Genomic DNA, 12140 nt, shown 5'->3' on the forward strand with positions numbered 1-12140 from the left:
CCTAAACACGCAAATTCGTATAGAAAAATGCGAACGAGTCACACAACTCGTCGATTACGCCCATGAGCCGGTGGACATACTTCGCGAAACGCCTGGTGCTCGCTATCCCCGTCATACTCTTCGGGACGTCGCTGACGTTCTTCATCATCTACGCGGGGCCGGTCGACCCCGCGACCGCGATTCTCGGACAGAAGGCGACACCGGAGCGCATCCGGCAGGTACACGAACAGCTCGGTCTCAACCAACCGCTGTGGGAGCAGTACGCCGAATTCCTCGTCGACATGTTCACGTTCAACCTGGGCAACTCCTGGGTCGTCCAGCCGAACACGCCCGCCTACGAGGTCATCATGAACTTCGCGCCCCGCACAATCCTGATGGGCGCGTGGGCCGTGCTGCTGCCGCTGTTCATCGGTATCCCGCTGGGGTTCTACGCCGGCCTCAATCCGAACACGCTCGGCGACTACTCGGCCTCGTTCGGCGGTATCGTCTGGCGTGCGATGCCGAACTTCTGGCTGGCGGTGATGTTGATGATGGTGCTCTCCCAGTCCGAGAAGTTCCTCTTCGGATTCAACTGGGAGAACTTCGTCGTCTCCACGAACGTCGCCGGCTCACCCAGAATGTCCAACCTCTGGAACTTCGAGAACTTCCTGCGGGCGTCGAAGCTCGTGCTGCCGGCCTCGCTCGTCCTCGGGTCGGCGTCGATGGGCAACGAGATGCGCATCGGCCGGACCGCGTTCCTCGAAGTGAAGAACTCCAACTACGTCGAGATGGCGCGAGCGAAGGGACTGCCCGGCCGCACCATCGTCTGGAAGCACATCTTCCGGAACGCGCTCATCCCCCTGATTCCCGTCATCACCGCGGAAGCCGGCGTCCTCGTCGGCGGCTCCGTGCTCGTGGAGACGGTGTTCGGCATCAACGGCATCGGGTGGCTGTTCTACACCGCGGTCATGAGCGGCGACCTGCCGCTGTCGGGCGCGTTGATGTTCCTGTTCATCCTGTTGCTCGTAGGCCTGAACATCCTCCAGGACTTCCTGTACACGGTCGTCGACCCCCGTGTCGGGTTCGAGAGCGAGGGCTAACACATGCAAGGCGAAACCGAACGAGAGACCGACGTCGACTCCACGCTCGCACAGCGAATCAAACAGAAACCCTCGCCCGCCGTCCGCTGGGGCGTCGTGATGGCCGCCCTCCTCCTCGTCGAACTCGGCGCGCTCGCGGGCGCGGTGATGTCGGTTCCGTGGGACGTCCCGGTCAACGCCGTCGCGAACACCGTCCCGGTACTCGGCGACATCTTCGCGTCGGTCGCGTCCGTGTTCGCGGCCGCCGGCGACGCCGTCGCGAACCTGCCGACGCTGCTCAGCCGCGAGCTGATCCCGAACCAGGGGTACTTCCACCCCGAGAACGGCTGGCAGAACACGTTCCTCGGGCTGGAGCCGAAGCACGCGTGGCTGCTCCGCGTCGTGCTCGTCTACGCGTACGCGGCGCTGTTCCTCTACTGGGTGTGGCGGGGCTACCTGGTCTTCCGGCGCCACTACCGGTACGCCGACTGGACGCCCGCCGACGACATCATCGACCGATTCCGCGGGCACACGTGGGGCCAGTTCGGCCTCGTGCTCGTCGTGTTCTTCCTCGTGCTGGCGGTGTTCGCGCCGACGGTCAGCCCCGTCACGCAGGAGGAGAACATCATGCAGCCGTACGGCCACAACGTCACGTACTACGACGCCGACGCCGGCGGAGTGACGACGATAACCGCGGGCGCGGCGAACCTGGACTCCCGGTCCACGGGCCAGCAGAGCAACGTCGCGCCGTGGACGTACGACAGCTTCGACAGGTTCCACCCGGCGGGGACGTTACCGTCCGGGAAGGACCTGTTCGCGTTCATGGCGTACGGCGCGCGCATCTCGCTGTTCATCGGCATCGTCGCGTCCGGCATCGCGGGCGGCATCGCGCTCGCGCTCGCGCTGCTGACGTCGTACTACAAGGGGCTCGCGGACATGACCGCGGTCGTGATGAGCGACGCGTTCTCCGCGATGCCGCGGCTGCTCGTGCTCATCATGCTCCTCTTCGTCCTCCAGGACCACTGGATAATGGAGGTGTACAGCGGGGCGTTCCTGTTGGCCCTCCTCTTCGGCATCTGGGGGTGGATGGGACTGTGGCGCTCGGTCCGCGGCCCGTCGCTGCAGATCGTGGAGAACGAGTGGATCAAGGCCGCGGAGGGCTTCGGCGAGAAGCCGCGGCGCATCGTCACCAAGCACGTCGCGCCGTACGTGTTCAGCTACCTGCTCATCTACCTCTCGATGTCCCTGGGCGGGTACATCATCAGCGCGGCGGGACTGGCGTTCCTCGGGCTGGGCGTGACCTCGCCGACGCCGGAGTGGGGACGCGCCATCTCCATCGGGCAGAACCTCATCAGCACGCAGTCCTGGCACATCTCCGTGCTGCCGGGCGTCGCCATCACGCTGCTCGTGCTCGGGTTCAACGCGTTCGGCGACGGCGTCCGTGACGCGCTCGACCCGCAGTCGGGCGGCGACGGCGACGCGTCCGGCGAGGCCGCGGCCGCAGGGGGTGGTGCGTGATGAGCGCCCCGCAGTACGCCGACGGCGACCGGACCGACCAGGAGCCGCTGCTGCAGGTCGAGAACCTGCAGACGGCGTTCTTCACGGACAAGGAGACGATCCGCGCCGTCGACGGCGTGAGTTTCGACATCAGCCGCGGCGAGTCCGTCGGCGTCGTCGGCGAGTCCGGCTCCGGGAAGTCCGTGACCGCCCGCTCCATCATGGGGCTGGTCGACAGCCCCGGCCGCATCGTCGGCGGCTCCATCGAGTACAAGGGCGAGGAGCTGACGGACAACACGGAAACGGAGTGGCAGAACATCCGCGGCGGCGAGATCGCGATGGTGTTCCAGGACCCGCTGACGTCGCTGAACCCCGTCTACACCGTCGGCAACCAGATCAAGGAGTCGCTGCGCCTCCACCAGGGGCTGCGCGGCCGGGAGGCCACGGAGGAGGCGATCAACCTCCTCGAAGACGTCGGCATCCCCGACGCGCCGCGCCGCGTGAACGAGTACCCCCACGAGTTCTCCGGGGGGATGCGCCAGCGCGCAGTCATCGCGGTGGCGCTGGCCTGCGACCCGGACCTGCTCATCTGCGACGAGCCGACGACCGCCCTGGACGTGACGATTCAGGCCCAGATTCTGGACCTGCTGGAGAACCTGAAAGTCGAGCACGACCTCGGCATCATGTTCATCACGCACGACCTCGGCGTCATCGCCGAGATCACCGACCGCGTGAACGTGATGTACGCGGGCGAGATGGTCGAGTCCGCGCCCGTCGACGAGCTGTTCGACAACCCCAAGCACCCGTACACGGAGGGGATGCTGGAGAGCATCCCGGGCCGCAACGAGCGCGGCGAGCCGCTGCGCACCATCGAGGGCGAGGTGCCGACGCCGAACGAGCCGGCGACGTACTGCCGGTTCGCGCCGCGGTGTCCGAAGGCGTTCGACGACTGCGAGCAGGTCCACCCCGTGCAGGTGGACGTCGCCGACGGCGACGAAGCGCACCGCGCGGCGTGCCTGCTCTACCCGGAGGACGTCTCGCAGAACGAGGCGGTCCAGATACACGAGTCGCGCGACGACCGCACGGAGACGGAGGTGGACAGATGACGTCACTCTACCAGCAGGAACGGGAGGCAGCGATGGGCGCGGAGACCGGCGAGACGCTCGTCGAGGTCCGCGACCTGAAGACGTACTACGGCGGCCAGGGGCTGTTCGCCGGGAAGCCGGTGAAGGCCGTCGACGGCGTGAGCTTCGAGATCGAGCGCGGGGAGACCCTCGGGCTGGTCGGGGAGTCCGGCTGCGGGAAGTCGACGCTGGGTCGGACGCTGATGCAACTGGAGACCGCGACCAGCGGCGAGGTCCGCTACGACGGCACGGACGTCACGACGCTGTCCGGGTCGGACCTCAAGGAGTGGCGCCAGAACGTCCAGATGGTGTTCCAGGACCCCGACTCCAGCCTGAACGACCGGATGACCGTCGGGGAGATCGTCATGGAGCCGCTGAACGTCCACAACTGGAAGACCCCGCAGGACCGGCGGCGCCGCGTCCGCGAGCTGCTGGAGACCGTGGGGCTCAGCGAGGAGCACTACTTCCGGTACCCGTTCCAGTTCTCCGGCGGGCAGCGCCAGCGCATCGGCATCGCCCGCGCGCTCGCGCTCGAACCGGACTTCCTCGTGCTCGACGAGCCGGTGAGCGCACTGGACGTCTCCGTGCAGGCGAAGATCCTGAACCTCCTGAACGACCTCCAGGAGGAGTTCGGGCTGACGTACCTCATCATCGCCCACGACCTCTCCGTCGTCGAGCACGTCTGCGACCGGGTGGCGGTGATGTACCTCGGGAACATCATGGAGCTCGGGCCGGCCGAGAACCTCTTCGAGGACCCCGCGAACCCGTACACGAACGCGCTGCTGTCCGCGATTCCGGAGGCCGACCCGTCCGTCGAGAAGGACCGCATGACGCTGCGCGGGACGCCACCGAGCCCGCGGGACCCGCCCACGGGCTGCGTGTTCAGCACGCGCTGCCCGACGAAGATCCGCCCCGAGGCCTACGAGGACCTCGACGACGACGTCTGGGAGGCCGTGGAGGTGTTCCGGGAAGTCGTCCGCGAGCGCGCGGGCGTAACGAAGTCCACGACCGACCGCGTGAAGGAGCTCGTGGGCCTGGGCAGCGACGGCCCCGACATCGAGGAGGCAGCCGACGACGTGTTCGACGACCTCGACGTGCCCAGCGACGTGAGCCAGCACGTCGACACCGCCGTCGAGTACGTGAACCACGACGACCCGCAGAGCGCCCGCGAGCACCTCCGCGAGGCGTTCGGGAGCGTCTGCGAGCGCGAGGTCCCGGAGAACCACGTGGTCGACGACTCGGGGCGGTTCAGCCACTGCCACCGCCACCGCGAGGACTACGAGGACACCGGGGAGTTCCTCGAATCGCGCGGGTACAACCGGTAGTCACCGATGTCCGAGTCTCCGTCCGGCGTCACCGGCGGGCCGCCCGACCACGTCGGCCAGCTGCTGGACGCGGTGTCGTACGCGGTGTGGCTGACCGTGCTGTTCTCCGCGCTGTCGGCCGTGCTCGCTGTGCTGGCGGGCTGGCGGCCGGCACCGGGCGTGAAGTACGGGCTGTTCGTGTTCGGGTGGCTGGCGTTCGGCTTCGGGACGTTCAAGCTGCTGCCGTCGCGGCCGTGGAAGGACGACGAGGGGAGCGTCGACGCCCTCGGTGCGGACGCCGACCAGACGAAGTTCCAGGCGCTCGTCCAGCGGCTGCCGCCGGCGCGGTTCCGACCCGTCCCCGTCGCGGACCGCCTGCCGACCGGCGCCCGCGTGTTCGTCGGATCGCTGGCGATGCTCGGAACGTCTATCGTCCTCGAGCAAGTCTTCGGAATCGGGCCGTAGCGCGCCTGAAACGCCGCCTCTCCGCGGAACTTTCTTACGTGTGAGCGCACAACCCGCAGCCATGCCCGAGAAGCCCCGCAACGACAGCGGCCTCCCCGACGAACAGGAACAACAGGAGGAGCGACAGCGGCGAGTGGAGCGCGTCTCGCAGAACGCCGACGAGTACAAGCAGTCCTGGAAGGCGACCATCGAGGACATGCACGCGCTCGCCGAGCAGCGCGAGGACGAGGGGTGGGACGTGCTCGAACTGATCGCCGGGGACACCGCGCCGATGGGACGGGGCACGGGCGAGGACGAGGGCGAGTTCGGCCTCTCGTACGTCGTCGGCGCCGACGACGCGGAGGCATTTCGGGAAGTGTTCGAGGCCGGGGAGTTCCCGGTCTACGACGTCTACCGGCAGACCCAGATGGGGCACGTGTTCGTCGTGACCGAGCTCCGGGACCCGGACATCGAGCAGGTCGTGTTCATCGCCGGCGCGTACGTCCAGCGCGACGAGAAGATGTGCGCGTACACCGCCCGCGAGGAGGGCGAGATGTACACGCACGTCCGCAAGCTCGACGGGACGAAGCTGGGCGTGTTCCGCCACGAGGGCTACGAGAAGTTCTTCCCGCACGCCGACCGGATGCCCGACCTCGACGAGGGCTGGGTCAGCGACGCGTAGGACGCGAGGACGGCCGGAGTCGGCGGCGAGACGCGCTGAACGGGTGTCGTAGCCTACAAATGGGTGGGGACAGTACGACGGCTACATGAACGTCGCTGACGCGATGACCCCCCGGGACGACGTGGTTACCGTCGAGCTTCCGGGGACGCGGGACGACATCCTCGAGTACATCCAGGAGCGGAAGTTCTCCTCCGTACCCGTAGTGAAGCCGAGCGAGGGCGGCGAGCAGTACCGGGGGCTGGTCTCCCGGGACGACCTCATCGAGCGCCCCGAGGAGGACCAGCTCGCGATGCTGATGCGGGACGTGCCGACGACGACAACCGACGCGACCATCAAGGAAGTCGCGGCGCTGATGCGGCGCGAGGGAGCGCGCCGCGTGCCGGTCGTCGAGGACGGCCGCCTCGAGGGCATCATCACCGTCACCGACGTGGTGCGGGCCATCGCGGACGGCGAGGAGGACGGCGACACGCCGGCCGGCGAGCTCGCGCGCGAGGACGTGAACACGACGTACGTGGAGACGCCGCTGACGGTCGCGGAGCGCGAAATCTCGTACGCGAACGTGCCGTACACCATCGTCCTCGGCGACGAGGCGGAGATGGCGGGCGTGCTCACGGAGGTCGACATCATCGACGTCGCCCGCGTCGTGGAGGGCGAGGACGACACCGGCGACTCCATCGCGGACGACGACGACGACTGGAAGTGGGAGTCCATCAAGGCGGTCGGCGCGCGCTACCTGCCGACGCGGAACGTCGAGATTCCCGCGGCGCCGACCCGCGAGTTCATGACCGGGGACGTGGTGACGGTGACGAAGCGCCGGACCGCCCGCGAGGTCGCCCAGACGATGCTGACGAACGACATCGAACAGGTGCCGCTGGTCTCGGGAGACAGCCTCGCCGGCGTCGTGCGGGACGTCGACCTGCTGCGAGGGTTGGCCGATGAGTGACCTCGACGAGCTCGCGCGCCGCCGCGGGTTCTTCTTCCAGGCGAACGAAGCCTACGGCGGTGTCTCCGGGTTCTACACGTACGGTCCGGAGGGCGCGGCGCTCAAGCGCAACGTCGAGGAGACGTGGCGGGACCGCTTCGTGACCCGCGAGGGGAACATGGAGATCGACGCGCCGACCGTCACTCCGGAGCCGGTGTTCGTGGCGTCGGGCCACCTCGACGGCTTCGACGACATGCTCGTGGAGTGCGCGGAGTGCGGGGAGAGCCACCGCGCGGACCACGTCGTCGAGGACAACACGGACATCGAGGACGCCGAGACGTACCCGACCGAGAAGGTCGAGGACATCATCGCCGAGCACGACCTCGTGTGCCCGACCTGTGGCGCGCCGCTGGCCGGCCAGTCGGTCGTGGAGTTCAACCTGATGTTCGACACGACCATCGGCCCGGGCGAGGGCCAGCCGGGCTACCTGCGCCCGGAGACCGCCCAGGGGATGTTCACGGAGTTCCCGCGGCTGAAGGAGTACGCGCGCAACCAGCTGCCGTTCGGCGCGGCCCAGATCGGCGCGGGCTACCGGAACGAGATCAGCCCGCGGAACGCGCTCGTGCGCGCCCGGGAGTTCACGATGGCGGAACTGGAGTTCTTCGTCGACCCCGAGGGCGAGGGGCCGGACCTCGACCGCGTGGCGGACGTCGAACTGCCGCTGTACCCGGCCAACGCCCAGCAGGCCGACGGCGAGGAGTACCTCCACCTGACGCCCCAGGAAGCCTTAGAGGAGGGCGTCGTGGGCGGCGAGTGGGTGGCGTACTTCCTCGCGCGCTCGAAGCAGTGGTTCGAGCGCGTCGGCGTGGACATGGAGCGCTTCCGGTTCCGCCAGCACCTCCCCGGCGAGCTCGCTCACTACGCCGCCGACTGCTGGGACGCGGAGGGTGAGGTCGACGGCGACTGGATCGAACTGGAGGGCGTCGCCTCTCGTACCGACTACGACCTCTCGAAGCACAGCGAGCACGCCGACGACTCCTTCACCGTCTTCCAGCAGTTCGACGAGCCGAAGACGGTCGAGCGCGCGACCGTCGACCCCGACATGTCCTACCTCGGGCCGGAGTTCGGCGGCGACGCCGCGGCCGTCGCGGACGCCCTCGAAGCGCTCGCGGAGCGCGACCGGTCGGCGTTCGACGGCGAGGAAGTGACCGTCGAGGTGGACGGCGAGGAGCACACGGTTCCCACCGAGAAGACCGGGTTCAGCGTCGAGGAAGTCACCGAGTCCGGCCGACACATCGTCCCGCACGTCGTCGAACCGGCGTTCGGCGTCGGGCGCGCCGTCTACACGGTGCTCGCGCACAACTACGACGAGGACGAGGTCGAGGGCGAGACCCGGGACGTGCTCCGCCTGCCGGCGGAAGTGGCGCCGACGACGGTCGGCGTGTTCCCGCTGATGGACAAGGACGGCCTCGGCGAGACCGCTCGCGACCTCGCGGCGGACCTCCGCGAGGCCGGTCTCTCGGTGACGTACGACGACTCCGGGAACATCGGCCGCCGGTACCGCCGGCAGGACGAGGTCGGGACGCCGTACTGCGTGACCGTCGACTACGACACCTTCGAGGACGACACGGTGACGCTGCGGGACCGCGACACGACCGACCAGGTGCGCGTCGCCGTCGACGACCTCGTGGACGTGCTGCCCGCGCTCCGGGACGGCGACATCGCGTTCGAGGAGCTGTAACGGTGAGCGAGCTCGGCCGCCGGCTGGTGCACGCGAGCGGCACGCTCCTCCCGGGAGCGTTCCTCGCGGGCGTACTGAGTTGGCCGGCGGTCCAGTGGCTACTGGTCGTCGGGTCAGCAGGCGCCGCGGTCCTCGAAGTGCTGCGCCTGTCGGGGTACGTCTCGTGGCGCATCTTCGACCGCCTCACCCGCGAGTACGAGCAGGACAACGTCGCGGGGTACGCGCTGTACATGTTCTCGTGGACGGCGACCGCGTGGCTGTTCGACCCGCCGATCGCGGTGCCCGCCATGCTGATGCTCGCGCTCGCGGATCCCGCCAGCGGCCTGCTCTCGCGGGACGCCGGCCTCGAGATGAAAGAGGGGTGGGTGCTGCTCGCGACGTTCGGCATCTGCATGGCCATCGCCACGCTGCTCGACGTGCCGGTCGTCCCCGCGATCGCCGGCGCGCTCGTCGCGACGCTCGCTGACGGCACGACGCCCGTGATTCGCGGCTACGTCATCGACGATAACGCCACGATTCCCCTCGGTGCTGCCGTGGCGATGTGGGCCGTCTGGCTCGTCGTTTGAGTCCGGGTCCGTTTCCACTGCACACTTCGTCGTTCACGAATCCAGAAAGCCCCGAGGCTGTAGACTCGGGGGCTCGTTGCGCTCCTCGGTCGCTTCGCTCCCTACGGTGCTTACGTCGCCTGCCTTCGTCTACAGCCTCGCCCCTTTCAGTCCGCCCACGGCGGCTAACCAACCGGTAGCGGGAGGGATTGAAAGGGGCGGCGGGCTCGCTAGCCGAGGCGACGCAAGCACGCGACCGCAGGGAGCGCGCGCACCGAGCCGCAGGCAGCGAGCCCGCCGGGGCTTTCGAGGTGTCGAAAACCACCACGTCTCTGTCCCAGTACGACTACTTTCACCGCGGTACGCGAACCCTTAACCACGTGAGCGACGTACGATGGCGCGAATGCCGGAGTCCGCGCACGTGGAGCACCCGATGCTGGCCGAGGGCGCCATCGAGGCGCGCCAGTACCAGCTGAAACTCGCTGCGGCCGCCCGCGAGGACCACACGCTCGTCTGCCTCCCCACCGGCCTGGGGAAGACGGCGGTAAGCCTGCTGGTGACCGCGTACCGCCTGGCCGACGACGCGGGCGGGAAGTCCCTCCTGCTGGCGCCGACGAAGCCGCTTGTCGAACAGCACGCCGCGTTCTACCGGGAGGCGCTCACCGTCCCGGACGACGAGGTGGTCGTGTTCACGGGGGAGACGCGGCCCGACGACCGCGCCGAGATGTGGACGGACGCCCGGGTCGTGGTGGCGACGCCGCAGGTCGTGGAGAACGACCTCGTGGGCGGCCGCGTGTCGCTGCGGGACGTCGTGCACTGCACGTTCGACGAGTGCCACCGCGCGACGGGAGACTACGCGTACACGTACATCGCGGAGCGCTACCACAGCGACGCCGCGGACCCGCTGGTGACCGCGATGTCCGCCTCGCCCGGCGGCAACGAGGAGGACATCCGCACGGTCTGCGAGAACCTCGGCGTGTCGAACGTCGAGGTGATGACCGAGGACGACGCGGACGTCGACGACCACACGTACGAGACTGACGTGCAGTGGGAGCGCATCGAACTCCCGGACGAAGTGCTGGCGGTCCGGGACGCGCTCAACGACGTCATTAAAGACCGGCTGGAGAAGCTCCGCGAGCTCGGCGTGACGCGGGCGTCGAGCCCGGACGTTTCCCAGAAGGACCTGAACAAGATTCGCGCGAAGCTCCAGGAGCTCATCGACAACGACCAGAGCGAGGGCTACCAGGGGATGAGCGTCCACGCGGAGGTGATGAAGCTCCGGCGCGCTGTCGAACTCGTGGAGACCCAGAGCGTGGAGTCGGTCCGGCGGTACTTCGAGCGGCAGCGAAACGCCGCGAACTCCTCGGGGGCGTCGAAGGCCAGCCAGCGGCTCGTCTCCGAACCCAAGGTGAAAGAGGCGATGCGGCGGGCCGACGACTTCGACGGCCTCCACCCGAAGTTCCGGCGCGCCAGAATGCTGCTCGCCGAAACCCTCGGCATCGAAGAAGGCGAGCGCGTCATCGTGTTCACCGAGTCCAGAGACACCGCCGAGGCGCTCACGGAGTTCCTCGGCCAGCACTTCGACACGCGGCGGTTCGTCGGGCAGGGCGACGCGGACGGCAGCGACGGGATGACCCAGACGGAGCAACGGGAGACCTTAGACGAGTTCCGGGCGGGGGAGTTCGACGTGCTCGTCTCCACGAGCGTCGCCGAAGAGGGACTGGACGTCCCCGAGGTCGACCTCGTGCTGTTCTTCGAGCCGGTGCCGACGGCGATTCGCTCCGTCCAGCGGAAGGGCCGGACGGGCCGCCAGACGGAGGGGAAGGTCGTCGTGCTGATGGCCGAGGACACCCGCGACGAGGCGTACTTCTGGATCTCGCGGCGCCGCGAACAGGAGATGGAAGACGAGCTCCGCGAGCTGAAGGACCTCGCGGACGACATCGAGGGCGACCTGAGCGAGGACCAGCGCGCGCTCGACGAGTACGGCGGCGCCGACGCCGCGAGCGAAACCCGCGACTCCCAGCCCGCCGAGGCGGACGGGGGCGGCGGCGAGACGCAAGCCGGGCTCACCGACTTCGACGCGCCGGACCCCGAGGACGTCGAGGGTAGCAGCGACGACGAGGACGCGGTGGCGGCGCGCGCGGACAGCGGCGACGGCGAAACCATCGAGGTCGTCGTCGACCAGCGCGAACTCGACTCGAACATCGCGCGCGAGCTCTCGAAGCGCGACGAGGTCGAGACGCGCCTGGAGACGCTCTCCGTGGGCGACTACGTGCTCTCGGACCGCGTCGCCATCGAGCGGAAGACCCACGGCGACTTCCTGGACACGCTGCTGGGCGGCGACCGCTCCATCTTCGAGCAGGCCAAAGACCTCACGCGGCACTACACGCGGCCCGTGCTCGTCCTGGAGGGCGACGGCGACCTCTACGCGGAGCGCAACGTCCACCCGAACGCGATTCGCGCGGCGCTGGCGTCGCTGGCCGTCGACTGGGGCATCAGCGTGGTGCACACGCGCGGCGAGGACGACACCGCGGAGATGGTCGAGACCATCGCCGAACGCGAGCAGACGGACAACGACCGCGAGGTGAGCGCGCACGGCGAGAAGGCCGCGAAGACCCTCGGCGAGCAACAGGAGTACGTCGTCTCCTCGATCGCGGACGTCGGCCCGGTGACCGCGCGGTCGCTGCTCGAGGAGTTCGGCACCGTCGAGGCCGTGATGACCGCCCGCGAGGACGACCTCACGGAGGCGGACGGCGTCGGCCAGGTGACGGCCGAGCGCATCCGCGAGGTCGTCGGCAGCGACTACCGGCCGGACGCGTAGCC

At 68.6% G+C, this 12140-nt stretch carries 10 protein-coding genes; all 10 read left to right on the forward strand.

The window, feature by feature from the left end:
* The first annotated feature begins 62 nt into the window (after nucleotides 1–62).
* The 10 genes from G9C83_RS00530 to G9C83_RS00575 all read left to right on the forward strand — a co-directional run bounded on the left by G9C83_RS00530 (nucleotide 63) and on the right by G9C83_RS00575 (nucleotide 12138).
* Nucleotides 63–1079, forward strand: coding sequence for an ABC transporter permease (locus G9C83_RS00530; protein ID WP_167244181.1), 1017 nt, complete (start codon nucleotides 63–65; stop codon nucleotides 1077–1079).
* A 3-nt stretch (nucleotides 1080–1082) separates the two neighbouring features.
* Entirely contained in the window at nucleotides 1083–2576 is a 1494-nt protein-coding gene (locus tag G9C83_RS00535) for an ABC transporter permease subunit (RefSeq protein ID WP_167244182.1), read from the forward strand.
* Nucleotides 2576–3661: an ABC transporter ATP-binding protein gene (locus tag G9C83_RS00540; RefSeq protein WP_167244183.1), complete on the forward strand. Its 1086-nt coding sequence runs from the start codon at nucleotides 2576–2578 to the stop codon at nucleotides 3659–3661. The genes G9C83_RS00535 and G9C83_RS00540 overlap by 1 nt, the downstream gene beginning before the upstream one ends.
* Complete coding sequence (locus G9C83_RS00545; RefSeq protein ID WP_167244184.1) at nucleotides 3658–5004, forward strand: oligopeptide/dipeptide ABC transporter ATP-binding protein; 1347 nt, start codon at nucleotides 3658–3660, stop codon at nucleotides 5002–5004. Before G9C83_RS00540 ends, G9C83_RS00545 begins: the two co-directional genes overlap by 4 nt.
* Before the next feature lie 6 nt (nucleotides 5005–5010).
* The gene (locus G9C83_RS00550; protein WP_167244185.1) at nucleotides 5011–5448 is read left to right on the forward strand and encodes a hypothetical protein; all 438 of its coding nucleotides are present in this window, start codon (nucleotides 5011–5013) and stop codon (nucleotides 5446–5448) included.
* A 61-nt stretch (nucleotides 5449–5509) separates the two neighbouring features.
* Nucleotides 5510–6109, forward strand: a complete 600-nt coding sequence (locus G9C83_RS00555) for a hypothetical protein (protein ID WP_208288395.1) — start codon at nucleotides 5510–5512, stop codon at nucleotides 6107–6109.
* Between the two features lie 85 nt (nucleotides 6110–6194).
* Nucleotides 6195–7052: a CBS domain-containing protein gene (locus G9C83_RS00560; RefSeq protein WP_167244186.1), complete on the forward strand. Its 858-nt coding sequence runs from the start codon at nucleotides 6195–6197 to the stop codon at nucleotides 7050–7052.
* Nucleotides 7045–8772 (forward strand): glycine--tRNA ligase, encoded by a 1728-nt coding sequence (gene glyS / locus G9C83_RS00565; RefSeq protein ID WP_167244187.1) that lies wholly within the window; start codon nucleotides 7045–7047, stop codon nucleotides 8770–8772. Before G9C83_RS00560 ends, glyS begins: the two co-directional genes overlap by 8 nt.
* A gap of 2 nt (nucleotides 8773–8774) precedes the next feature.
* On the forward strand, nucleotides 8775–9338 hold the full coding sequence (locus G9C83_RS00570; protein WP_167244188.1) for a dolichol kinase: 564 nt from the start codon (nucleotides 8775–8777) through the stop codon (nucleotides 9336–9338).
* A 373-nt stretch (nucleotides 9339–9711) separates the two neighbouring features.
* Nucleotides 9712–12138: a DEAD/DEAH box helicase gene (locus G9C83_RS00575; protein ID WP_167244189.1), complete on the forward strand. Its 2427-nt coding sequence runs from the start codon at nucleotides 9712–9714 to the stop codon at nucleotides 12136–12138.
* Nucleotides 12139–12140: the final 2 nt, after the last annotated feature.

The organism is Halobacterium sp. R2-5 (assembly GCF_011734195.1).
GTDB lineage: Archaea > Halobacteriota > Halobacteria > Halobacteriales > Halobacteriaceae > Halobacterium.

Excerpts from the sequence above, each read along its gene's own strand:
- G9C83_RS00535 (WP_167244182.1), top strand. The coding sequence starts at position 1,083 with ATGCAAGGCGAAACCGAACGAGAGACCGACGTCGACTCCACGCTCGCA.
- G9C83_RS00575 (WP_167244189.1), top strand. The coding sequence starts at position 9,712 with ATGGCGCGAATGCCGGAGTCCGCGCACGTGGAGCACCCGATGCTGGCC.
- G9C83_RS00555 (WP_208288395.1), top strand. The coding sequence starts at position 5,510 with ATGCCCGAGAAGCCCCGCAACGACAGCGGCCTCCCCGACGAACAGGAA.
- G9C83_RS00545 (WP_167244184.1), top strand. The coding sequence starts at position 3,658 with ATGACGTCACTCTACCAGCAGGAACGGGAGGCAGCGATGGGCGCGGAG.
- G9C83_RS00550 (WP_167244185.1), top strand. The coding sequence starts at position 5,011 with ATGTCCGAGTCTCCGTCCGGCGTCACCGGCGGGCCGCCCGACCACGTC.
- glyS (WP_167244187.1), top strand. The coding sequence starts at position 7,045 with ATGAGTGACCTCGACGAGCTCGCGCGCCGCCGCGGGTTCTTCTTCCAG.
- G9C83_RS00540 (WP_167244183.1), top strand. The coding sequence starts at position 2,576 with ATGAGCGCCCCGCAGTACGCCGACGGCGACCGGACCGACCAGGAGCCG.
- G9C83_RS00530 (WP_167244181.1), top strand. The coding sequence starts at position 63 with ATGAGCCGGTGGACATACTTCGCGAAACGCCTGGTGCTCGCTATCCCC.
- G9C83_RS00560 (WP_167244186.1), top strand. The coding sequence starts at position 6,195 with ATGAACGTCGCTGACGCGATGACCCCCCGGGACGACGTGGTTACCGTC.